A 21,026-nucleotide genomic window follows, 5' to 3' on the forward strand; every position below is an offset into this window, starting at 1 on the left:
CAGCGTCCAATTCCGCCATCTCGCGCACCCCTATGAAAGCGCCCAAGATGGCCCATCATCGTAAATGGCCGGTTAATCTGCCAAAGTAGTGCTAGGGCGACTAAACACCCCCTCCCCGACGGCTTTCCTTCGTCAAATCACAAAATCAAATCGTCCGAACTTTCCATCACCGGTTTGCCTGATGTCGAGGAGGAGTGCCTTGTCGAACAGCCTGTCTCCGGCATTTCTGGGCTCTCCGGGAATATAGAGTTGGGTGGTGAGGACGCGCCCACCAGGGCGCTGCACCTTGAAATGAAAATGACGCGTTCGGCCGGTGTAAAGCGCGGGCATGATGGTATTGAACCACCAGCGTCCTCGCGCGTCGGCGAACTGGTGTCCGCGCAGGCGGAAGCCGACGCTATCGTAGTCACCATTTTCGTCCGCATGCCAAATCTCGACGAGGCTTCCGGGCAGAGGCCGGCAGCGACTGTCAAAGACGAACCCCGCGACGGTGATCCGCTCGCCACCGGGCGCGTGGGGATAGAGATCGCGTTCGAGCGGGGAGTTAGGCCTGAAGAAGGGGCCGGCTTCCCGTTCGAGCGTCGGGTCGCCCCCATCATCACATGACGGGGTCAGAGGCAGCTCGGGAGCGGATTGCGCAAACGCCCTCACCCGTACGGCATCAATGAGAGGCAGTGTTAGAAATGCCGTCAGAAGAGAGCGTCTGGTGGAGGGCAAGGTCATACCTCCCTGTGTCCGTGGAGTTGAAGGTGGGCGGCTGTATGTTTTACCGCAGGCGTTGCGCAGCATTCGCCTGCGCTTCCCGGATCAGGCCGGAATACATATTCTCCTTACCGGGATACCACGGCATCGTGCCGATGGAGCCGAAGCCGGGAATGGTCTCCATATGTGCGACCATGCGGGCCCGCATGCGCTCGTCTGGAAGCGGGCCTGTCATCGCCTGGACGTTGTCACTCATGTGGTCAGGGTTGGAAGTGCCGCAGAGCACGCTCGTGACGGCCGGATGCGCCATGACCCATTTCAGGAAGAACTGCGCCCAGCTGTTGGCCCCGAACTCCTGTGCGAAGTCGGGAAGCGGATGTCCCTCGACCACCTTCATCAGCCGTGCTTTTTCAAGCGGTAAATTGATCAGGACGCCGACGCCCTTGCCGGCGGCGGCCGGGAGAAGGCGGCGCTCGGCGTCGCGGTTGAAGATCGAGTAGTTCGTCTGGATGAAGTCGACATCGTCGCGTTGGACGATCGCCAGCAACTGGTCCTGTGCCGCCGACTCGTGATGGGTCACGCCGACATGGCGTATGAGACCTTCCTTCTTCCATGCCTTCATCAGCGGAATGACGACCGGCGCATTGGTGATGCTGTGGCATTGCAGGAGATTGATCGTGTCACGCCATGTCCGCATGCGCGATTGCCGAAAGCTTTCAACGGCGTGGCTTTCGTCGCCGAGGTATTCTCCTGTCGACCAGACCTTGTTGGCGAGGAACATCTCGTCGGATCTTTCAAACTCGCCCATGAACTGGCCGACGCTCACCTCGGCCGAACCGTACAGCGGCGAGGTATCGACCACGCGACCACCTGCCCCGACATAGCGTTCGAAGACCTGCCTGAGAGCGTCGCGGCGATCGCCGGGCTTCAGATCGAAGGTCAGGAAGGTGCCGAGACCCAAGGCTGTGACGCGTTCGCCGGTGCGCGGCAAGCTGCGGGTCAGCACCTCCGGATTTGATCCAGAAACTGAGAACGCCGCATTCGTTCCCTGGGTCTGCGCCGCAGCGTGAGTGGCGAGAGCCAACCCTGTTGCCGCCGCACCCATCGCGCCGAGGAAGCTGCGCCTGTTGATATTCGACTGGTCCATACGTGTCTCCTGTTTCTGAGCGTCAGAACTGCCAGTTGGCGGGTACCCACGCGTAGCCACCATCGGTCTTCAGCATCCGACCAAGACCAGGGAATGGATAATGGAATCCAAGCACGGGCATGCGCTCGGCGGCAGCCCTGTCGAAAATACGACGGCGGGAGGAAAGAGCCGTTTCCTTGTCGCGGTCGGGTCCGGGCAGCCAAGGATTGTCGACGTTGACAACAGGGTGGTAGGCAAGGTCTGCCGTGAGCAGCAACTGGTCGCTCCCGGAATGGACGAGGAAGGTCGCCATGCCCGGCGTGTGGCCGGATGCGACGATCGTCGTCAGACCCGGCACGATCTCGCCGCCGGCTTCATAAAGCTCGATGTCGTTCATGACCGGCGCGAGGCTGTTCTTGATGTTTGCCGCAAAGCGCAGACGGAATTCCTCCGGCACAGGCATGTAGGAGAGATCCGGATCGGTGTGGACGAAGAAGTCCCAGTCTGCCTTCGGGACGAAGACAGTGGCGCGGGGAAAGGCCTTGCCGCCGTCTGCGGTTCTCAGATTGCCGACATGGTCGGGGTGGGTGTGGGAGATGACGATCGCGTTGATATCGGCAGGATCAAGACCGATTGCCGCGAGGTTATCGAAGATCCGGCCACCGTTCGGGCCCATTGTTTTGCCCGCGCCGGCCTCGATTAGAATCCGCTGACCGCCGGTTTCGATCAGCAGTGTGTTGAGGTTGAGCGTCATGTGGTCGGTCGGCAGAAATGCCTGCCGCAGGACCTCCTGAAGCTCGGTTTCCGGCGCGTTGCTTGCATAGACGCGGGGCGGGCCACCAATCACACCATCGCTTAAGACCGTCGCGCTGATTTCGCCGACGCGGAAGCGGTAATGACCCGAATTGCCCCTCGCCGAGGACGCGGCCTGGGCGTTGGCTCTGCCGGAGCCACCCAGGCTTGGGATGAGCATGCTCGATGCGCCTGCGACAGCGGACAGCATGATAGCACGTCTGTTGAGGGTGAAGGCATTCATCGGTCTTCCCTTCTACGTTGGACACTCTTCATTGGCTTGGCTGGTCGAACTGCCCGGTAAAGGAAGCAGATCGAGCACGGCGATAAGCTCTGAGCTCACCATGACATGGGTCGATTGATCTGATAACCTGCGCTAAGTTTATCACCTTGGTTAGAAATACTTCTCAATGGACCCTATTCGCCTGGACAGCTTCGATGTCTTCGTGGCCATTGTGCGCTGTGGCGGTTTCCGCGCAGCAGCACTCGAGCGAGGGGTCTCGTCATCGGCGTTGAGCCAGACGATGAACGCCCTGGAAGAAGCTTTAGGTATCCGGCTCCTCAACCGAACGACGAGGAGCGTTTTTCCGACGGAAGCGGGACAGCGCCTTCTTGAGCGTCTGGCACCTGCGTTGAGCGACATCAGGCTCGCCATCGCAGAGGTTGACGAATTGCGGGACAGCCCATCTGGAACTCTCAGGATCAACGCACCGGCACCGGCCGTCGATCATTTTCTCTGCCCGCTGGTATTCGACTTTATGGAGACCTACCGCGAGGTGAAGATCGAAATCATCAGCGATGCGGCAGTCATCGATATCGTGGAACAGGGTTTCGATGCCGGTGTCAGGTTCGGCAAGCAGCTTGCCCAGGACATGATTGCGCTGCCGCTTGGACCCGCGCTTCGTTATGCAATCGTAGCTTCACCTGACTATATCAAGAGGTGCGGACAGCCGCAGACGCCGCACGAACTCGTTGGTCACGACTGTATAAGACGTCGATTCCCTGGTGGCACGCTCGTCACCTGGCGGTTTGACGAAGGAAGCGAAGAGATCGAAGTCACTCCAACGGGACGCTTGACGGTCAGTTCTGCACACAATGAACTTCAAGCTGCACTGGCGGGCAGAGGAATCGCCCATGTCTTCGATGACTACGCCAAACCGCATATCGAAAATGGCCGGCTGGTCGAGCTTCTCTCCGACTGGAGCCCCACCTTGCCTCACTGGTTCTTATACTATCCCAGCCGCCGCCTTCCGAGTGCCGCCATGCGCGCGTTTCTCGACTACATGAGAAATTACGACTGGCAGGCCAGCGGCTGACTCGGTCCAAGCCAGGCCTCAGATCAAGAATTGATAGCTCACCGGCACGAAGCGGAACCCTGTGCCGAGCGGCTCGACATAGCCGGCCGACGGATGAGGCATGTGATAGCCGATAAACGGGATTTTCTCGGCAGCCAGCATGCCGAATATCCTTCTGCGACCGCTGGCAGCCGCGCTTTTGTCCATGTCGAAAGAAACTTCCCAATCCGGCTTCTGCAGAGAGGCAACGAAATGGTTTGCCGTATCTCCCGTCAGCACCAGGTTACGGCCTGCCGAGTCCAACAGGAACGCCATGTGACCGGGAGTGTGTCCGGCGGCCGCCATGCTTGTAACACCCCGCGCTATCGATACATCGCCGCCGATGAAGGTCATCTTCTCCCTGAGCGGCAGGACCTTCCTCTGAATGGCCGTCGCATGCATCGCAGCCGGAGTTCCAGAAAAGTCGCTTGAAGTCCAGAAGTCCCATTCTGCCTGACCGACGACATATCGTGCCCGGCTGAACCCCGGACGATCGCCTTCCATGAGCCCGTTGATGTGATCGGCATGCAGATGAGAAATCGCCACGATTGTCACATCGGACGGCGCATAGCCCGATGCCGCGATGCGGTTCGCCAGTTGCCCGGTTCCAAACTCCCTACCCTCCGGCCCATTGCCGGTGTCGAAGAGGATGAGGTCCGTTCCTGTGTTCACAAGCACCGGGTTGAATTGCCCGATCATCCGATCCGACGGCAGAAAGTTGGCTTTCATGAGAGATACGACTTCGTCGGCGTCCCGATCGGCGCCGAAGGTCGGATGTGGGCCATCGAATATCCGGCTGCCATCGAGAATGACAGTGATCTCGAACTCGCCCAGCATGAAGCGGTAAAAGCCGGTGTTGGCGATGTCCGATTTCGGTGGAGCGGCCGCGAAGGCAGCGCGTGTCATGATCTGAGGCGTTGAAAGCGCCAGCGCGGTTACGGCTCCTGCCGTGAACATGGAGCGGCGATTGAAAAGCATGGCTCTTTCCTCCGGATAGCTCAACTTCGTTTTTGGCATGCTCGAAGGGCGGACGCTCGCAAGGTCGAGACCTTGTGCAGAGGACCGCCCTCCGGTGCCTCATTTGACGCGCTGCCATTCGATCCTGATTTCAGTGCCTTCCGGCCTACGGAATTGTTCAGTCATACGGTCGCCGTCAACGACCAGCCTCAGATCATCACGGGTTCGCACACTGCCAACCCAGTTCGGGAATGTGGCCCCTTCGACACGGTTTCCGCTGAATTCTCCCTTCTCATCGACGGTGTAGGTTCCGAAAAACCCGATACTGCGTGACATGGCCATACGATTTTCATCATCCGTTCCCTCACCGCGAGCGTTAGAAGCAAACCGCGGGATGGCGGCGTCGGTAAGAACTTCCACGAAGTGCATGTCGGGAGTGAAGACGAGAAGACCGTTGGGTTTCTCTCCATAGGCGGAGATATTTTTTCCACCGGGATCAATCGTTGCCGACATCATCCGCCAAGTGCCCGCGACCTGATTTTCTGCGGCAGTCTGCGCAAAGGCAGAAGACGAAATGCTGAGGGCAAGGGCCAATATGACCGGTCGAATGGACATGTTTTTTCCTTCCTGTTCATGAGGTCTGTTCTTCCGCCACTGCTGCGGTTCACAGATCCTGCCGATCGGCGGAATTCGCCACTTCCCGCTGCGCCTCAAGAGCGGACAGGCGTGCGGAAAGCGCCTGCGAGATAGATGAATAGGCAGTGCTGCCCAGCGCCAACCGCAATGGCGGCGTCTCGCTCTCGGCGGCTGATATGATTGCGGCTACGGTGCGCGCCGCATCTCCCTTGATCTCGAAGCTGCCCTCAGTGATCGCCCGGCGAACTGAGCCGGCAGGGGTTTCATCGTAGGCGTCCATCGGTGTCGCACGGACGAGATTGGCTCCGAAATTCGTGCCGGTCGGTCCCGGCTCGGCGATAATGAAGTCGATACCGAAAGGCGCCACTTCCTGTGCGACGGATTCGACGAAGCCCTCGATGCCCCACTTGGTTGCGTGATAGAGGCTGAAGCCCGGATAGGCGATCTGCCCTCCTTCGGACGAGACCTGGACGATTCGCCCGCCGCCTTGCCTTCGAAGAAGGGGAAGTACTGCACGGATCAGATGGATGGATCCGGCAAGATTGGTGGCGATCTGCCGGCCGATCTCTTCGTTCGTGAGCTCTTCCGCAGCACCGAACAGACCGTAGCCGGCATTGCTGACGATCACGTCGATCCGGTCGTGCCGTTGGAACGCGCCGTTAACGGTCGAGGCAATGCTCTCCGGTTCGGCCAGATCGAGCTGAACGATATCGAGACGATCGCCGTATTCCTGCGCAAGTTTCGTCAGCGCCCCGGCCCTTCGAATCGTAGCGACCACCTTGTGTCCCTGGCTGAGCAGCTGTTGCGTCATCTCGAGGCCGAGCCCCGAGGAGGCGCCGGTGATGAACCAAATCTTTGGCATGTGAACTCCTGTTTTGTTCATGCGAATGTAAAACATCAACATTGGTGATATAAGGTCTTCAATTTGAGATGAGATGGTGAGGATATTTCACGAATGGTACGCCCTAGTTTGAACGATCTCGCGGCCTTTGCGGCGGTGGCCAGTCACCAGAGCTTTCGCAGAGCGGCCGAGATCATGGGCGTATCGCGCTCGGCTCTCAGCCACGCAATCATCGGACTGGAGGCAAAACTGGACGTGCGGCTCTTCAACCGGACGACACGCAGCGTGTCGCTGACCCAGGCCGGCGCGCGCCTGCTCGCGCGCCTCGATCCGGTCCTTCAGGAACTCGATCAGGCGCTCGATACCTTGTCGGAGGAACGCGGCACCCCGAGCGGCACACTGCGGATTAATGCAAACAAGAGCGGCGCGCGCATTCTCCTCGCAGAGGTCGTGCCGCGCTTTCTCGATCTCTATCCCGACGTCGAGCTTGATCTTGTTTCGGAAGGTCGGCTCGTCGATATCGTGGAACAGGGTTTCGATGCCGGAATACGCCTGCTGGAAGCTGTTCCGAAAGACATGGTCGCGGTGAAGTTCGGCGGCGACGTGCGTTTCATCGCCGTGGCGGCGCCTTCCTATCTGGACGGGAAAGCAAGACCGCATACGCCCGACGATCTTTATGTGCACTGCTGCGTCCGCCAACGTTTGCCGAGCGGAAAGCGCTATCGCTGGGAGTTCTCAAAACGCGGCGCGGAAGTGGCGATCGACGTCCCGGGCAACCTCACCCTCGATGACAATGATCTTCTCGTGCAGGCGGCGGTGGACGGACGCGGCATCGCCTATGTGCCCGACTATTTCGCACGGCCATTCCTGGCATCCGGCCAGTTGCTGGTAGTACTTGACGAATGGTGTCCGCCGACACCAGGCTTGGCGCTCTACTACCCGCGCAGTCGGCACGTGCCCTCGCCGTTACGGGCCTTCATCGACCTCCTGCGAGAGGTGGACAGGACACGATGACGGGACGGCGGCAAATTGCGTCCGTGCCTGTCAAATGGATTCAGGAAGACCTGCGGCACCCCATCGCTCTGAACCGTTTCCGCATCGCGGAGGCCCGGCGGTATGTCAAGGCGTCGCTGGCTTGCGACGCAAGATCATGCCGCCATGGTGCAGTGTATTGGCATCGACGAAATCGCCGTCGGCAGTGAAGCCCGTGTCGTCCCAATACTCGATATGTGTCCCGTCGACTTCGTAGCGCCCTTCATAGGCTCGCTCGCGCTGGCCGCGGGCCTCGACATAGCGTCCGTTCGGTAGAAGTTCATGGCGAACGCGGTTGTCGTCGGTGACCCACATGCCAGCATATGGATGGTTCGGCTGCAAATTGGTCTCCTGTGCTTCTGCGGGCTGAAACGTAAGGCTGGCGGTGATGAGTGCCGCAAGTGACTGTCGCATGGTCTTGCTCCATTCAGCGTTACTGTTTTCGGTTTGGAGGCGATAGCGCATGGGTGCGCGGTGTCGGTTCGGCAGACAGTCAAGTTCTGCCGAAGCCGCGGGCGTCGGTCATTGAGGACGCGGAGCGTTGTTGTCCACGACCTGCTGATAGGCAACGAGGTCCAGGAAGGCTTCCGCCTTGACGACGAGACCGTCCTTCATCTCGAATATCCAGACAAACTGGTTGCGATAAGGTGCGCCCGACGTCGTGGTCGCTGTTCCGTCGAAGCGGATGATGATCGTGTCGCCGTCGGCAAAGATGTCGTGCACCTCCGGCACGACCGGCGTCGCAAGGCGGCTGGTCAGAGGACGCGATGCCTGTTCGATAAAATCCTTCTGGTTGCGATAGGTGCCCGCGACCGGCCCGGAGCCATGGATCGTCCAGACGACGTCGGGAGCGAGAAGTTCCGCGAAGACGTAGGTGCCCCCACGCCATTTTTCGAAGGCGGCTTCGACGATAGCCTTGTTCTGCCGTTCGATCGCGGCACTGTCCGGAGCCTGCACCTGTGTTGCCGCGGTGTTGGCAATGGCTCGGCCCGGCAAGGCGAGCGACAGCAATGCCAATGTGATCAGAGCTGTTCGGCTCGCGCCGGCGACTCGGTGGCGTGTCGGAAGAATGGTCATGGTATCGGTCCTTTCCTGTTGCTGAGAGCGTGCTGAGACTCATCGACCGGCAATGAAGCTGCATGCACGGTCGACAGGCGTCACGTCGTTTGAACGGTCAACCGCGGCGTTCGACCGCGGCACCGCCGAAGATCAGTTGCTGGACGAGGGGACGTTGCGTGAAGCGAGCGGGAAAGACGGGGCTAGGTGCGCTGACCCGGTTTAGACGATCCAGTTGCTCCGGCGTCAGCAGCAGATCTAGAGCTCCGAGATTGTCCTCGGCCTGGGCGAGCGTGCGGGCGCCGATGATGGGGGAGACGACAGTCGGATTGGACAATGTCCACGCAACCGCTACCCGCGATGGCGTGGAGTTGGCCTCTTCGGCGACGGCTCGAACCTCGTCCGCAATTTCGATCGCACGTTGATTCAGATGTCCGGACGAAGCTATGACACCCTTCCGGCTGGCAGACACGGTCGCCTCTCGCGAATCCTCGATGTCGGCCAGGGAATACTTGCCCGTGAGCACGCCACCGCCGAGCGGCGACCATGGAAGCACCCCAAGGCCCAAATCCGCGGCCGCCGGCAGAAGCTCGTGCTCGACGGTCCGCTCCACGAGGCTGTATTCGATCTGCATCGCCACGAAAGGAGACCAGCCGCGGATGTCGGCGAGCGTCTGCATCTGCGCGACGCGCCATGCAGGCGTGTTGCAGACGCCGAGATAGAGCACCTTCCCGGACCGAACGAGGTCGTCGAGCGCTCGCATGACCTCGTCCGGCCGGGTCGTCATATCCCATGCATGGAGATAAAGGAGGTCGATGCGATCAGTGCCGAGCTGCGTCAGGCTCTGCTCGACGGAGCGCACCACGTTCAGGCGGTGATTGCCGCCGGAGTTCGGGTTGCCGGGGTCGCGCGCCATGGTAAATTTCGTCGCAAGAACGATCCGCTCGCGCTTGTCGCCGATGAAGGTGCCGAGCAGGCTCTCGGCACGGCCGTTGGTGTAGTTTACCGACGTGTCGAGGAAGTTGCCGCCCCGGTCGACATAGAGATCGAAGATGCGGCGGGCCTCCTCGCCGTCCGCCCCCCAACCCCAGTCGGAACCAAAGGTCATCGTTCCGAGGCTCAACGGTGAAACGCGCAAGCCCGACCGTCCCAGAAGTTTGTAATGATCAAGCGTCATATTGGCTCTCTCTTGGTTGCGAGATCCAAAGTAGATGCGCCGAGGAGAGCGAACAACTTGCTCAATGATGACCACTCTGATAACTAAATCTAACCAATGGCAATCGACCTGAGCGGCATCTCTGTTTTCCTGGCCGTCGCCGAAGCGCGGAGCTTTCGTGTGGCCGCGGAGAATTTGGGCGTCACTCGGCCAGCGATCAGCCAGGCCATCCGGCGTCTCGAAGATCGGTTGGGTGTCGCGCTCGTGCAGCGAACGACGCGCAGTGTCAGTCTCACAGAGGCTGGCGAACGACTGTATCAGCGGGTGGCCCCGGCTATTTCCGAAGTCGGACTGGCGCTCGACGCGACGGCGGACCGCGACAGCGCACCAAGCGGACTGTTGAGGCTCGCGGTGTCATCCATCGCCGAGCAGTTCATCTCCGGGCCGCTGCTGGCGCGTTTCGCGGACACCTTTCCCGCCATCCAGATTGATGTGACCGTCACGGACGAAGAATTCGACATTGTCGCGGAAGGCTACGACGCGGGGGTACGTTTGGGCGAAGTGATCGATCAGGATATGATTGCCGTTCCGGTGTCGGGTGAGCAGCGTCAGGGCGCCTTCGCCGCGCCGTCCTACATCGAACGTTTCGGCAGACCCGAACACCCTTCGGAGCTCTCGGCGCATCGTTGTATTGGTTGGCGACCAGCTCCCCACAGCGCGCCCTATCGTTGGGAATTCGGCCAGGGTGGACGCGAGTTCGACGTGGCGGTCGACCCCCAGATCACCACCAACGACATGTGGCTTATGATCCGCACAGCCTGTGCCGGCGGCGGCATCACCTTCGGGATGGAGGACACCTTCAAACCTTATGTCGAATCCGGTCAGCTCGTCGCTCTGCTTCAGGAGTATTGTCCTCCCTTTGCCGGGTTTTTTCTTTATTATCCTAGCCGACACAACCTCCCTCCGAAGCTTCGGGCACTCGTCGACCATGTGAAGCGGTGGCGATAGCGTCAGCCCATCAGGAGGGTCTTTCCCAGGAGGATCGCAGAACTTGGCGGCCGGGTTTGGCATTTCGGCCCGCAAGCGTCTGGCTTGACCGTCATGGTTAGCTCATGGGCACGCGCCAGCGACGTCAGTCGAGATTGAATAGCCCGTAGCACATCATCAACATTTCCAGGCGCCCTTGCACTTATCGATACGATCGCACTCGCCAACGCGAACAAATTCTTCACGCGATGGCGCATTTCCCCCCATCAAGAGCGCCTGTCGCTCCTGCGCAAGGCGTCGTTCCGTTATATCACGCGCGATCTTGGATACGCCGACAATGTCGCCTTTCGCATTGCGGATGGGAGAAGTTACAAGCGATATATCGACGAGCGTTCCATCCTTGCGACGACAACGCGTCTCAAAATGGTCGACGCGCTCGCCTCGCTGGATCCGCGAGAGGATAATGCCGCCGTGATTCTCCTCGACGCGGCCGATGATTTGCTTGAGCAGAGCTGCCATCGAATATCTATGACCGCTCGTGCTACTGTCCCCCGATATTCGTCTGGCGAATGACCGTCCGAAAAACATTCATTTGATAAATCACGAGGAGGTGGAAATAAGTGTTCTCCAGCCTCCGAGGTGAGTAAGCCACCTCCAATTGGCTGAAAAAGAAAAAAGGGAACATGATGAAGACGCGAGCTTTTTTGTTGTGCTTGGCGAGTTGCGCCAGCTTTTTCATTAGTCCTGCAGCTGCAAAGGATATCACTGTTGGACTGAGCGGCACTGTAACATCAATCGATCCGCATTTTTACAACGCATCGCCCAACAATAGCATCGCGATGGAGATCTTTGACAGGTTGACCGAGCGAACAGCCGAAGGGCAACTGGTTGACGGGCTGGCGACGAAATGGGAAGCGGTTTCGGATACAAAGTGGCGCTTCACCCTTCGTGAAGGCGTAAAATGGCACGACGGAAAGCCCTTCACTGCCGATGACGTGGTTTTCACGCTCGGTCGCGCTGGGAATGTCCCCAACAGCCCGGGCGGGTTCGGGGGTTTCGTAAGAAATGTCGCAAGCGCCGAAGCCGATGGAAATCTTGCTGTCATCATCAACACAAAGACACCGGCGCCCACGCTTCCCGGCGATCTTGCCAACATCGCAATTATATCCCGACACGCAGGCGAGGGCGCAGACACCGCCGACTACAACTCCGGAAAGGCGGCGATCGGAACGGGCGCTTTTCGGTTCTCGGCGTTCAAACAGGGCATCGAAGTTGGGCTAGAGCGCAATCCCGACTGGTGGGGTAAGAAAGTTGCCTGGGACCATGCGACCTACCGCATGATCTCCAGCGCCAGCGCGCGCACCACAGCCATTCTGGCTGGTGATGTCGACATTATCGATGCTCCCGCCGCCACCGATATCGCGCGCTTCAAGTCGACTGCAAATCTCTCCTTCGTCTCAACGCCTGGGCTGCGCGTGATCTATCTGGCACCGACGACATCCGGCGAGACCTGGAAGGCCAATGTGAAGGGCCCGAATGGGAACGCGCTGGAGACAAACCCGCTTGCCGATCCGCGGGTCCGTACCGCGTTGTCCGTGGCGATAAACCGCGAAGGTATCGTCGACAAGATCATGGAAGGAACGGCGACAGCATCGGGCCAGTGGCTGCCGAAAGGCGCGTTCTCCTACACCGACGACATCCAGCCACCCAAACCGGACCCGGCAACCGCCAAGAAGATGCTTGCCGAAGCAGGATTTCCCAACGGTTTTCAACTGACCGTTCACGTGCCCAATGATCGTTATCCCAATGCTCCTGCAGTCGTGCAGGCTGTCGCACAGATGTGGACGCGCATCGGTGTGAAGACGAACGTGGAGGCCCTCCCATGGACCACGTTCTCTTCGCGCAAATCGGAGTTCTCCATCAAGCTGTTGGGTCTTGGCAACGCTACCTATGATGCGAGCTCCATGTTGGTGAACGTTCTTGGCACTGTCGATCCGAAGCGAGGGCTGGGCGCCGCAAATGACAGCGGATATTCCAATCCGGCACTTGATGATCTCGTAGCGAAGGCAATGACCCTTTACGACGACAAGGCTCGCGAGGCAGCCCTTATCGAAGCGGTCAAGATTGCGGTGAAAGACGGCGCCATCGTGCCGCTTTATCAGCAGAGCAATGCCTGGGTTACGCGCAAGGGCTTGTCTTACAGGCCGCGGATCGATGAGCGCACGCTCGTCAAGGATATATCTGAATAGGTCACATGGCGGGTCCGAAGGTCTTCGACCCGTCGCCTTGACGTCCTGCGCCCGAATGAGTGGCTTTTGCACGAGGATGCGAAGACCTCAAATGCGGTATATCTGATGGCGCGCGTATGCTGAAATCTGCGGGTCGTCGCTACATCATCAATGTTTAGAGGGCATCATGACCCTATGGATTATACAGCGCCTGTTGCAAGCGATACTGGTTGCTTTAGCAATGGCCGCGATCGTGTTTGTGGGTCTTCACCTGATAGGCAGCCCGATCGAAACCTTGCTTCCGGCGGAAGCCACCCATGAAGACCGCCTGCGGCTGATCGCCGATCTCGGCCTTGATCGTCCGCTATATGCGCAATTCTTTCTGTTCCTGAAGGGTATTCTCCAGGGCAATCTCGGCATCAGCTATGTCTACAAGGAACCGGCTATCGAGCTCATCCTTTCGCGCCTGCCGGCAACATTGGAGCTGGCTTTCGCGGCAGTTCTGCTGTCGCTCGTTTTCGGCGTTCCCCTCGGCCTTATGGCGGGATGGAAGCCCGAGAGCCCCTTTTCCCGCACGATCATGATCGGTTCGATCTTCGGCTTCAGCCTGCCAATCTTCTGGATCGCCATTCTGCTTATCATGATATTCAGTGTGCAGCTCGGCTGGCTGCCGAGTTCCGGTCGCGGAGCGACCGGAACCCTATTCGGCACTCCCTGGTCGTTCGTCACGCTGGACGGGCTTAGGCACATGGTACTACCGGCCGTCAGCCTTTCGCTATTCAATATTTCCATGGTGACGCGGCTAACCGAAGCGGGTGTCCGCGAAGCCGCGTCCAGCGAATATGTTCGGTTTGCCAAAGCCAAGGGCCTTTCGCCACGTCGCATATTGAGCGTCCATGTTCTCAAGAATGTCATGATCCCGGTCGTTACCGTTGTCGGGCTCGATATCGGCCACACAATCGCGTTTTCTGTCGTCACCGAAACCATCTTTGCCTGGCCCGGTGTCGGAAAGATCATCATCGACAGCATCGCCGCGCTCGATCGCCCCGTAATCGTCGCCTACCTCATGCTGGTGGTCATCATGTTCGTCATCATCAACCTCGTCGTGGATGTCACCTACAGGCTGCTCGATCCACGCATCCGGCTTCAGGGAGAGTGACGTGCAAGCGGTTATGAGCTCCTCGACATTTCGGACAGGCCTGCAATTCATGCGGCAGTTCGCGCGCTCGCCTTTGGCTGTCCTCGGACTGGTGCTGATCATCCTGATCGTCCTGACAGCAGTTTTTGCGCCCTATCTGTCCCCGCAGAACCCTTACGACCTGATGCAGTTGGACATCATGGACGGGCGCATGGCTCCGGGCGCAGAATCCTCGGCAGGCTTTACCTTTCTGCTCGGGTCAGACGATCAGGGCCGCGACATTCTGTCGGCCATTCTCTATGGTTTGCGGATAAGCCTGATTGTCGGGCTGGGCTCAGCGGCACTCGCGTTCATCATCGGAACGGCATTCGGATTGGCGGCGGCCTATATCGGCGGAAGGCTTGAAACCGCGATGATGCGGCTTGTCGACCTTCAGCTTTCCTTTCCGACGATCCTGTCTGCACTGCTGATCCTTGCACTTCTTGGCAAAAGCGTTGGCAATGTCGTCTTTGCCATCGTTCTGGTCGAATGGGCGACCTATGCCCGCACTGCGCGTGGCGCGGCTTTGACGGAGCTGCGTCGGGAATATGTCGAGGCGGCGCGCTCCCTGAGGCTGCCACACAGGAACATCCTGTTTCGCCAATTGCTGCCCAACTGTCTGTCACCTCTCCTCGTGCTGCTGACCATGCAGGTGGCACGCGCCATTACGCTTGAGGCCACGCTGAGCTTTCTGGGTCTCGGTGTTCCGGTGACCGAACCTTCGCTCGGGCTTCTCATCTCCAGCGGATACGAGTTCATGCTGTCAGGAACCTATTGGATCGCGCTTTTCCCCGGCATCGCGCTTCTCATCACGATCTTTGCCATCAATCTCGTCGGTGACCGTCTGCGCCAGTTGCTGGATCCGAAGGCTGCACGGAGATGACTGCCATGCTTGAAATCAAAGGTTTGAAAACCGAGGTCGTGACAGAGCAGGGCAACTTCACCCTTATCGATGACGTCAATCTCAGCCTCGCCACGGGCGAAGTCATGGGTCTCGTGGGGGAATCTGGATCCGGCAAATCCGTGACTGGGCTCTCCATCATGGGTCTGCTCGACAAGCCCGTACAGGTCACCAGCGGGCAAATTCTGTTTAAAGGACGGGACTTGCGAAGCACCTCGCAGAAAGAGCTGCGATCTATTCGAGGCAACCGGATTGCGATGATCTTCCAAGATCCAATGTCGACACTCAATCCTGTGCTTCGTGTCGACACGCAGATGATGGAGGTCGTGCATGCGCACGAGTCCGTCAGTAAACAGATTGCGCGAGAGCGCGCACGAGATGCACTGGGCATGGTCGGCATTCCAAGTCCTGAAGAACGCTTAAGCGCTTATCCGCATCAGTTCTCCGGAGGCATGCGGCAACGTGTGGCAATAGCCATCGCCCTTCTCATGTCGCCTGATCTCATCATCGCCGATGAGCCAACGACCGCGCTCGACGTGACGATCCAGGCGCAAATTCTCTCGATTGTGCAGAAACTCGCCAGAGAGAAAGGCACGGCCCTCATATGGGTCACGCACGATCTTTCGGTCGTTGCGGGCTTGGCCGAGAAGCTGTCGGTGATGTATGCCGGGCGGATCGTCGAGCAGGGCTCTACGGCCGATCTGCTGAGGCGGCCGTTGCATCCCTATACCAACGGCCTGATTGCAAGCTTGCCCGCTCATAATCAACGCGGCGCGCGGCTCAAGCAGATATCCGGCACTACCCCGTCTGTTGTCAACATGCCGAAAGGCTGCGCGTTTCGCCCGCGCTGCTCGTCAGCCACTGAGATCTGTCTCAACCCGCCGACGCCTGAGCCGGTGGAGGGGCGTCTGCTTCGCTGCTTTCACCCCGTTATGGAAGGAGCGCCATCGTGAGCAACCGACTGGAAGTCCGCAACGTCAGCAAGCGCTTCAGCCGCAAATCGGGTGTGGTAGAACGCGGCGCGGAACTGATGGGCCTGAAAGCTCCAAATCCGGTCGTCCGTGCGCTGGATGATGTTAGTCTTGCTGTCTCGCAAGGCGAAGTCGTCGGGATCGTCGGTGAGTCCGGCTGCGGGAAATCGACGCTCGGACGTGTGGTGGCAGGTCTCCTGCAGGCGTCGGACGGAACAGTGCTCTTCCGGGATAAACGCCTTCAGGACATGCCCGGAGAAGAGGCGGAGACGGCCCGGTTAAAGGTCCAGATGATCTTTCAGGACCCTTCCTCCTCTCTCAATCCCCGGCAGCGTGTGCGTGAGATCATTGGCGCAGCTCCCCTTCATCATGGGCTGACCACGGCGCGGGAACTGGATGATTATGTCAGTCAGCAGATGGCGCGTTCCGGCCTGGATCCCTCAATGGCGTCTCGCTTTCCCCACCAGTTCAGCGGTGGGCAACGCCAGCGTATCGGCATCGCACGCGCGCTTGCGGTTCAACCGGACATGCTGATCTGCGACGAGTCGGTCGCAGCTCTCGATGTGTCGATCCAGGCGCAGATACTCAATCTGTTTCTCGACCTGAGAGAGCAGCTCGACCTGACATACATCTTTATCAGCCATGATCTTTCCGTTGTCGAGCACATCTCCGATCGCGTCGTGGTTATGTATCTCGGACGTGTCGTTGAAGAGGCGACGGTCGAGGAGTTGTTTTCGCATCCCAATCACCCCTATACCCGCGCACTTCTTCAGGAGAGACCGAGCCTCGATCCTGTGCAGCGGCGCTTTTCTGCCATCGAGGGCGAAATACCAAGCCCGCTTTCGCCGCCTTCGGGATGTCACTTCCACCCCCGCTGTCCATTGGCGACGGCACGCTGTCGGGTTATGCGGCCGGAGCTCCGTTCAGTCGGTTCGCGCCACAAGAGCGCCTGCCATCTGAACGACTGACATCTGGAAATCACAATCTAAAACCGTAAAAGGAAGAATTATGTCCGTTTCAGCCCCCCTGGAACATCTGTCTGCCGACCAAGGCAAGGAATTTCCGGCACAAGAATGGAAGCAGGTGGACAATCCGCAGGAACACGGACTTTCGGTCGACATACAGTCAAAAGTCGATGCAGCGCTAGAGGCCCTGCCAACCACCTCCTTCATGGCGGTTGCCGGAGGCGAGATTCTCTACAGCTACGGCGATATTGCTGAAGTGAGCTATCTCGCCTCAACCCGCAAGAGCATCCTGTCGATGCTGATGGGCAAAGCCGTTACCGAAGGAAAGATCGATCTCGACCTGACAATGGCAGATCTCGGCATCGATGAGCACCTCGGCCTGCTACCTATCGAAAAGACGGCGACGCTGCGCGACCTTCTTATCAGCAGTTCCGGCGTTTACCATCGGCCGGGAAGCCCCGGCAGCAATACCAAAAACATTCCCGAGCGTGGCTCGAAGAAACCAGGCACCTATTTCCATTACAACAACTGGGATTTCAACGTACTCGGGGCCGCTTTCGAACAGTTGACCGGCCGCAGTGTCTTCAAGGCATTCGAGGAGGATTTCGCAGGCCCGATGGAGATGCAGGATTTCGATCCCGGTCGTCAGCGGATGATGGGTTACGAGGGAGCCTCACGTTACCTTGCCTATCACTTCTTCCTATCCGGGCGCGACATGGCGCGGCTGGGGCTTGCTATGGTCCGACAAGGTCGTTGGAGCGACAGGCAGGTGGTGCCGGCCGAGTGGGTCGCAGAAAGCACGAAAATCCGCGTTCCTGCAGAAAGCATGAATGAGAGCGAGAAGTCCCGGATTGCCGGTTACAGCTATCTCTGGTGGATTCCCGTCGTGACGGATGAGACGCCGGAATGGCAGGGCGCCTGTGTTGCTGCGGGTCATTTTGGGCAGTTCATCCTATGCCTGCCAGCGCTCGACATGGTTTTTGTCAACAGAAGAGCAATCCCGGACGACCTGGCGATCGCCCGCAACGACGGCAGCTTCAAGGAAGAATTACCGACAGTGACCATGGGAGATTTCCTCGACGTGACTGATCATTTCATCCGCGCAAAACTGGCCGTCGGGTGATTGATGCCGCAAGGCCGCTGACCGGTCAGGTCGCGTCCCCGGGGAAACAGGCGGAGATCTGTTCCCGCAGCCACTGACTTGCCGGATCGCGCTCCTTTTCGGCAAGCCAGATCATGCTGGTTGACTGTTTTTCTTCTGCAAACGGAGATTCCAGCAGCAGGAGTTCGTGCGAACGTTCGAACAGCTTGGCCACGCTTTCCGGCATGATCGCCACGAGATCGCTGCGGGCGATGATCGCGACCGCGGCGGAAAAATGTGGCACGACGGCAACCACTTTCCGCTCAAGACCCATGGCATCCAGCCGCTCGTCGATCCAGCCCCGGCGGGTCGGAGCGGAGGTGACCTTGACGTGTCCAAACGACAACAGTGCGTCCAGTGTCAGCGGCTTCTTCGCGGCCGGATTGGTGGCCGACATGATGCAGACCCGCCTCTCGGTAAAGAGTGAGGTGCACCGGTAACGGGCCGGAAAATTGTCCGCGGTCATCACTGCAACATCAATTGTGCCCTCATCGAGATGTTCCTGGACGACGGGCAGAAAGTTTCGATTGTGCGCCACGCCCGTGCGCGGCATGTGAATGACCTCCAGAACACAATGCTCGGCCCGTGATTGCACACGTTCAATGAGGCGAGGCATCAGGACGACGGAGAAATAGTCGTTCATTCCGATCCTGAAGGCGCGGTGAGATGTTTCCGGTTCGAATTTGAGGTGTGACAGCATGACGGATTCGGTGTCTTCGATAATGCGTCGTACCGCAGGGAATATTTCCGTACAGAATCGCGTCATCACGAAACCGCCCGACGTTTTCCTGAACAATTCATCACCGGTGATGGCGCGAACGCGCTTCAGAGCATGGCTCATGGCGGGTTGGGAGAGACCGATATACTCCCCGGCTGCCGTCATGTTGCCTTTGACGACGAGGGCATAGATGACCTTGAGTAGATTGAGATCGATGGATCCCAATGAAAATCGCTGCATGCGAAACCCGCCTTAGCCTTAAGAATGTGCATGGATACAATGGCATGGACTGCACCTACCGAGAATAGTTGGCAGCCCCGTCGCTTCAGGCATGAGCTTTGAAGGCTCTGTTGCAAGAAATCTATGTGGTAGAATGAAATTTCAAATGACGTGTGCGCATGTCCAGAAAATCTCTCGTTCGAACGCCAATCGTCGAGTTCTGCGCCATCCTATAGGCTTTTCAAAACCGCTTAAGATCGAATGACGGAATATTTTTCTTCGATTCCGGGGCTCCAAAAATTTTTGCATGTATGGATGGCGTTGGTGCAGCGTTCAGCGACTGGTCATCATTTGGTCTTTGATGGCTCGCTCATTTGGTCGCTCCCGTCGTGGCTTGGCAACGAACTGATCTCGGGCGTTCGCAGGCGAGCATTCTGTTAAGGATGGCGACGCCGATTGCAGCTTCTGTCTGTTGAGCAAGGAATGACCGAGCGCGCAAACGCGGTCCAATGGCGCCTTTGTATCGACCCATCGCGGTTTCGATCAGCGCCCTCTCGCCGTAGCCGGTAGACGCCTGCCATTTCAGCCGACCATCGATCCGGATGGATGCGATGTGGTCGTCTCGGTGGGCGGTTCAACCGCGTTTGAGCGCGGTGGAATGACGACCCTCGCGCCTGGGCTGTGACGCAGAACAGCGTTGCAGATGGGAGTGCCATCATAAGCTCCATCGGCGGCGAATTGAGCGAAATCGCATGGGAATCGGCTTTCTCACCTATGTAAGCGTCGAACTTTCCGCCCATAGCAAAGCAAGCATGGAAGCATTCGAGCGCGCGATGTTGGCCTCCCCTGAGGTGACCGAATGTCACGTCGTCACCGGCGTTACGGAATATTCGTTGCGCGTGGAGACGGTTGACATCGAGGCATACAAACGGTTTCACGCCGAGGTTTTGGGAACTCTTCCGCAGGTCACGTCGATCAGCAGTAGCGTTGTTATGAACTCCCCCAAAAACGAGCGAGTTTAGGGCGCGAAATATACACCCCGGTGCCTCGTCCGCGTTCGTCGAATATACTCAAGGGAATCAGGCAGTTTCAGGGTGGTGATTTCATCATAATCCTGCATTTCTGACAAATTGGCCTCAGGAACTCCAATACCTTACGGGTGACGAGAAAGAGACCGTGATGAGCTGAAAGATGCTTTTGTCGGTCTTGAAAGGATGTGTACCGTTGGCCCAGCTAATTTCAGAAACAGAACCTCTGTTCTGATGCATGAATGACGAAGGGTTAGCCGCCTGGCAACGTGAACAACTGACCAAGACCGGGCATTGGCTGACTGTAACCGGCCAGCCGGAGCATGTGCCAGGCGAGCGCATGATTGCTGGATGTTACCGGCTTGCCAAGCTTCGCCTCCACCTGCTCAACGATACGTGCAACCCGCATACTGGTGCAGGAAACGAAAACAGCATCGCATTCATCCGAGCTTCCCAGCTCGAGAATAGCGCGCTCGATCGAAACCGGCGTGATTCGGGCCACACGATTGTCATCCGGCTCATGGAAGGAGCCCATGACCGGGATATCCATGCCCCTCGCCATCAGCGAGGCGCGCAGGGAGTGGTTAATCTCCGGCATGTAGGGTGTAAGCAGCGCCATGCGCCGGGCGCCGAGCGCCTCCATCGCGGCGCGGACGGCGGTGACCGGATTGGTCACCTTCACGCTTGGCAGAACCTCGTGGACACGCTCGGCGATGCGATCCTCGCCGATGACGAGGGAGCCGGACGTGCAGGCAAATCCGATAACGTCGAATGCCACATCCGGAAGCAAGCCGACCGTGCCGGGGATCTCGTCCGACATTTTCATCAGGTTTGCCGGCGTGATCTCGACATCGCTGTAGAGCCGCGCCTCGTAGAGCGCCACGTCCGACGACGGCAGCGCGAAGCGGAACTCGTCCTCGATCGTCTGGTCCGTTCGAAGCACCAGCAGGCCGAGATTGGCAAGCGTGCCGATGCCGTTATCGATGTCGAAGGATAGACCTTCCCTGTTGACGAGAAGCGGGGTCGTGTCATGCAGTGAATGGATCGTCATGATCATGT

General features: G+C 58.7%; 24 protein-coding genes and 1 pseudogene. 10 read left to right on the forward strand and 15 right to left on the reverse strand.

The genetic code is table 11. The annotated features are described in order from the left end of the window. Positions 1–132: 132 nt before the first annotated feature. The 3 genes from FHT29_RS33745 to FHT29_RS33755 are packed head-to-tail and all read right to left on the reverse strand — an operon-like array spanning position 133 to position 2,864. Positions 133–717, reverse strand: a complete 585-nt coding sequence (locus tag FHT29_RS33745) for an intradiol ring-cleavage dioxygenase (protein ID WP_080760730.1) — start codon at positions 715–717, stop codon at positions 133–135. A 49-nt stretch (positions 718–766) separates the two neighbouring features. After that, positions 767–1,849 (reverse strand): aldo/keto reductase, encoded by a 1,083-nt coding sequence (locus FHT29_RS33750; RefSeq protein WP_047563072.1) that lies wholly within the window; start codon positions 1,847–1,849, stop codon positions 767–769. Between the two features lie 22 nt (positions 1,850–1,871). Next, positions 1,872–2,864 carry an MBL fold metallo-hydrolase gene (locus FHT29_RS33755; RefSeq protein ID WP_047563070.1) on the reverse strand — a complete coding sequence of 331 codons (993 nt, stop codon included), beginning with the start codon at positions 2,862–2,864 and terminating at the stop codon, positions 1,872–1,874. 166 nt (positions 2,865–3,030) lie between these two features. Between FHT29_RS33755 and FHT29_RS33760 the strand changes: the two genes are divergently transcribed. Then, positions 3,031–3,936: a LysR family transcriptional regulator gene (locus tag FHT29_RS33760; protein ID WP_047563068.1), complete on the forward strand. Its 906-nt coding sequence runs from the start codon at positions 3,031–3,033 to the stop codon at positions 3,934–3,936. A gap of 18 nt (positions 3,937–3,954) precedes the next feature. On the opposite strand, the gene FHT29_RS33765 is transcribed toward FHT29_RS33760, so the two are convergent. From FHT29_RS33765 to FHT29_RS33775, 3 genes are all read right to left on the reverse strand, one after another. Beyond that, complete coding sequence (locus FHT29_RS33765; RefSeq protein WP_047563066.1) at positions 3,955–4,932, reverse strand: MBL fold metallo-hydrolase; 978 nt, start codon at positions 4,930–4,932, stop codon at positions 3,955–3,957. A gap of 99 nt (positions 4,933–5,031) precedes the next feature. After that, the gene (locus FHT29_RS33770) at positions 5,032–5,526 is read right to left on the reverse strand and encodes a lipocalin-like domain-containing protein (protein WP_047563065.1); all 495 of its coding nucleotides are present in this window, start codon (positions 5,524–5,526) and stop codon (positions 5,032–5,034) included. Between the two features lie 49 nt (positions 5,527–5,575). Continuing rightward, on the reverse strand, positions 5,576–6,409 hold the full coding sequence (locus tag FHT29_RS33775) for an SDR family oxidoreductase (protein WP_047563515.1): 834 nt from the start codon (positions 6,407–6,409) through the stop codon (positions 5,576–5,578). Between the two features lie 93 nt (positions 6,410–6,502). Here FHT29_RS33775 and FHT29_RS33780 point away from each other — a divergent pair, with 93 nt between their 5' ends. Beyond that, positions 6,503–7,402: a LysR family transcriptional regulator gene (locus tag FHT29_RS33780; protein WP_047563063.1), complete on the forward strand. Its 900-nt coding sequence runs from the start codon at positions 6,503–6,505 to the stop codon at positions 7,400–7,402. Between the two features lie 105 nt (positions 7,403–7,507). On the opposite strand, the gene FHT29_RS33785 is transcribed toward FHT29_RS33780, so the two are convergent. From FHT29_RS33785 to FHT29_RS33795, 3 genes are all read right to left on the reverse strand, one after another. Continuing rightward, on the reverse strand, positions 7,508–7,834 hold the full coding sequence (locus tag FHT29_RS33785; protein ID WP_047563513.1) for an Atu4866 domain-containing protein: 327 nt from the start codon (positions 7,832–7,834) through the stop codon (positions 7,508–7,510). Positions 7,835–7,942: 108 nt separating this feature from the next. Continuing rightward, a complete protein-coding gene (locus tag FHT29_RS33790) occupies positions 7,943–8,497 on the reverse strand; it encodes a nuclear transport factor 2 family protein (protein WP_037197981.1) in 555 nt (184 codons plus the stop codon). Between the two features lie 97 nt (positions 8,498–8,594). Then, a complete protein-coding gene (locus FHT29_RS33795; protein ID WP_047563061.1) occupies positions 8,595–9,653 on the reverse strand; it encodes an aldo/keto reductase in 1,059 nt (352 codons plus the stop codon). Between the two features lie 96 nt (positions 9,654–9,749). On the opposite strand from FHT29_RS33795, the gene FHT29_RS33800 reads away from it, so the two are divergent. Then, a complete protein-coding gene (locus tag FHT29_RS33800) occupies positions 9,750–10,640 on the forward strand; it encodes a LysR family transcriptional regulator (protein ID WP_037200099.1) in 891 nt (296 codons plus the stop codon). Between the two features lie 2 nt (positions 10,641–10,642). Here FHT29_RS33800 and FHT29_RS34880 read toward each other — a convergent pair whose 3' ends face one another. Genes FHT29_RS34880 through FHT29_RS33810 form a run of 3 tightly spaced genes read right to left on the reverse strand, consistent with a single transcriptional unit; the run spans position 10,643 to position 11,358 of the window. Further along, entirely contained in the window at positions 10,643–10,876 is a 234-nt protein-coding gene (locus tag FHT29_RS34880; RefSeq protein WP_113102816.1) for an HWE histidine kinase domain-containing protein, read from the reverse strand. Then, positions 10,797–11,138, reverse strand: a complete 342-nt coding sequence (locus FHT29_RS33805; RefSeq protein ID WP_047563055.1) for a PAS domain S-box protein — start codon at positions 11,136–11,138, stop codon at positions 10,797–10,799. Before FHT29_RS33805 ends, FHT29_RS34880 begins: the two co-directional genes overlap by 80 nt. A 22-nt stretch (positions 11,139–11,160) precedes the next feature. After that, positions 11,161–11,358 (reverse strand): hypothetical protein, encoded by a 198-nt coding sequence (locus FHT29_RS33810; protein WP_162740714.1) that lies wholly within the window; start codon positions 11,356–11,358, stop codon positions 11,161–11,163. Between the two features lie 118 nt (positions 11,359–11,476). Between FHT29_RS33810 and FHT29_RS33815 the strand changes: the two genes are divergently transcribed. From FHT29_RS33815 to FHT29_RS33840, 6 genes are all read left to right on the forward strand, one after another. Continuing rightward, a complete protein-coding gene (locus FHT29_RS33815; RefSeq protein ID WP_246703217.1) occupies positions 11,477–12,868 on the forward strand; it encodes an ABC transporter substrate-binding protein in 1,392 nt (463 codons plus the stop codon). Positions 12,869–13,034: 166 nt separating this feature from the next. Beyond that, positions 13,035–14,006, forward strand: a complete 972-nt coding sequence (locus FHT29_RS33820; RefSeq protein ID WP_047563050.1) for an ABC transporter permease — start codon at positions 13,035–13,037, stop codon at positions 14,004–14,006. Positions 14,007–14,019: 13 nt separating this feature from the next. Continuing rightward, positions 14,020–14,907, forward strand: a complete 888-nt coding sequence (locus tag FHT29_RS33825) for an ABC transporter permease (RefSeq protein ID WP_047563047.1) — start codon at positions 14,020–14,022, stop codon at positions 14,905–14,907. Then, positions 14,904–15,878, forward strand: a complete 975-nt coding sequence (locus tag FHT29_RS33830) for an ABC transporter ATP-binding protein (protein WP_047563045.1) — start codon at positions 14,904–14,906, stop codon at positions 15,876–15,878. Before FHT29_RS33825 ends, FHT29_RS33830 begins: the two co-directional genes overlap by 4 nt. Further along, positions 15,875–16,864, forward strand: a complete 990-nt coding sequence (locus FHT29_RS33835) for an ABC transporter ATP-binding protein (RefSeq protein WP_080760700.1) — start codon at positions 15,875–15,877, stop codon at positions 16,862–16,864. Before FHT29_RS33830 ends, FHT29_RS33835 begins: the two co-directional genes overlap by 4 nt. A 40-nt stretch (positions 16,865–16,904) precedes the next feature. After that, positions 16,905–17,984: a serine hydrolase gene (locus tag FHT29_RS33840; protein ID WP_047563040.1), complete on the forward strand. Its 1,080-nt coding sequence runs from the start codon at positions 16,905–16,907 to the stop codon at positions 17,982–17,984. 25 nt (positions 17,985–18,009) lie between these two features. Here FHT29_RS33840 and FHT29_RS33845 read toward each other — a convergent pair whose 3' ends face one another. Continuing rightward, a complete protein-coding gene (locus FHT29_RS33845; protein ID WP_052212735.1) occupies positions 18,010–18,960 on the reverse strand; it encodes a LysR family transcriptional regulator in 951 nt (316 codons plus the stop codon). 349 nt (positions 18,961–19,309) lie between these two features. Next, a pseudogene (locus FHT29_RS33850) lies at positions 19,310–19,680 on the reverse strand (IS5/IS1182 family transposase); the annotation flags it as partial. Positions 19,681–19,691: 11 nt separating this feature from the next. Here FHT29_RS33850 and FHT29_RS33855 point away from each other — a divergent pair. Then, positions 19,692–19,961 carry an Lrp/AsnC ligand binding domain-containing protein gene (locus FHT29_RS33855; RefSeq protein WP_052212734.1) on the forward strand — a complete coding sequence of 90 codons (270 nt, stop codon included), beginning with the start codon at positions 19,692–19,694 and terminating at the stop codon, positions 19,959–19,961. A 259-nt stretch (positions 19,962–20,220) separates the two neighbouring features. Here FHT29_RS33855 and FHT29_RS33860 read toward each other — a convergent pair whose 3' ends face one another. Next, positions 20,221–21,018, reverse strand: coding sequence for an aspartate/glutamate racemase family protein (locus tag FHT29_RS33860; protein ID WP_037200114.1), 798 nt, complete (start codon positions 21,016–21,018; stop codon positions 20,221–20,223). Between the last annotated feature and the right edge of the window lie 8 nt (positions 21,019–21,026).

The organism is Rhizobium sp. SG741, from assembly GCF_012275435.1.
Classification (GTDB): domain Bacteria; phylum Pseudomonadota; class Alphaproteobacteria; order Rhizobiales; family Rhizobiaceae; genus Rhizobium; species Rhizobium lusitanum.

Excerpts from the sequence above, each read along its gene's own strand:
- FHT29_RS33805 (WP_047563055.1), bottom strand. The coding sequence starts at position 11,138 with ATGGCAGCTCTGCTCAAGCAAATCATCGGCCGCGTCGAGGAGAATCAC.
- FHT29_RS33845 (WP_052212735.1), bottom strand. The coding sequence starts at position 18,960 with ATGCAGCGATTTTCATTGGGATCCATCGATCTCAATCTACTCAAGGTC.
- FHT29_RS34880 (WP_113102816.1), bottom strand. The coding sequence starts at position 10,876 with ATGCGCCATCGCGTGAAGAATTTGTTCGCGTTGGCGAGTGCGATCGTA.
- FHT29_RS33800 (WP_037200099.1), top strand. The coding sequence starts at position 9,750 with ATGGCAATCGACCTGAGCGGCATCTCTGTTTTCCTGGCCGTCGCCGAA.
- FHT29_RS33760 (WP_047563068.1), top strand. The coding sequence starts at position 3,031 with ATGGACCCTATTCGCCTGGACAGCTTCGATGTCTTCGTGGCCATTGTG.
- FHT29_RS33840 (WP_047563040.1), top strand. The coding sequence starts at position 16,905 with ATGTCCGTTTCAGCCCCCCTGGAACATCTGTCTGCCGACCAAGGCAAG.
- FHT29_RS33825 (WP_047563047.1), top strand. The coding sequence starts at position 14,020 with ATGAGCTCCTCGACATTTCGGACAGGCCTGCAATTCATGCGGCAGTTC.
- FHT29_RS33810 (WP_162740714.1), bottom strand. The coding sequence starts at position 11,358 with ATGAAAAAGCTGGCGCAACTCGCCAAGCACAACAAAAAAGCTCGCGTC.
- FHT29_RS33795 (WP_047563061.1), bottom strand. The coding sequence starts at position 9,653 with ATGACGCTTGATCATTACAAACTTCTGGGACGGTCGGGCTTGCGCGTT.
- FHT29_RS33765 (WP_047563066.1), bottom strand. The coding sequence starts at position 4,932 with ATGCTTTTCAATCGCCGCTCCATGTTCACGGCAGGAGCCGTAACCGCG.
- FHT29_RS33860 (WP_037200114.1), bottom strand. The coding sequence starts at position 21,018 with ATGACGATCCATTCACTGCATGACACGACCCCGCTTCTCGTCAACAGG.
- FHT29_RS33755 (WP_047563070.1), bottom strand. The coding sequence starts at position 2,864 with ATGAATGCCTTCACCCTCAACAGACGTGCTATCATGCTGTCCGCTGTC.
- FHT29_RS33785 (WP_047563513.1), bottom strand. The coding sequence starts at position 7,834 with ATGCGACAGTCACTTGCGGCACTCATCACCGCCAGCCTTACGTTTCAG.
- FHT29_RS33855 (WP_052212734.1), top strand. The coding sequence starts at position 19,692 with ATGGGAATCGGCTTTCTCACCTATGTAAGCGTCGAACTTTCCGCCCAT.
- FHT29_RS33830 (WP_047563045.1), top strand. The coding sequence starts at position 14,904 with ATGACTGCCATGCTTGAAATCAAAGGTTTGAAAACCGAGGTCGTGACA.
- FHT29_RS33775 (WP_047563515.1), bottom strand. The coding sequence starts at position 6,409 with ATGCCAAAGATTTGGTTCATCACCGGCGCCTCCTCGGGGCTCGGCCTC.
- FHT29_RS33780 (WP_047563063.1), top strand. The coding sequence starts at position 6,503 with ATGGTACGCCCTAGTTTGAACGATCTCGCGGCCTTTGCGGCGGTGGCC.
- FHT29_RS33770 (WP_047563065.1), bottom strand. The coding sequence starts at position 5,526 with ATGTCCATTCGACCGGTCATATTGGCCCTTGCCCTCAGCATTTCGTCT.
- FHT29_RS33750 (WP_047563072.1), bottom strand. The coding sequence starts at position 1,849 with ATGGACCAGTCGAATATCAACAGGCGCAGCTTCCTCGGCGCGATGGGT.
- FHT29_RS33790 (WP_037197981.1), bottom strand. The coding sequence starts at position 8,497 with ATGACCATTCTTCCGACACGCCACCGAGTCGCCGGCGCGAGCCGAACA.
- FHT29_RS33820 (WP_047563050.1), top strand. The coding sequence starts at position 13,035 with ATGACCCTATGGATTATACAGCGCCTGTTGCAAGCGATACTGGTTGCT.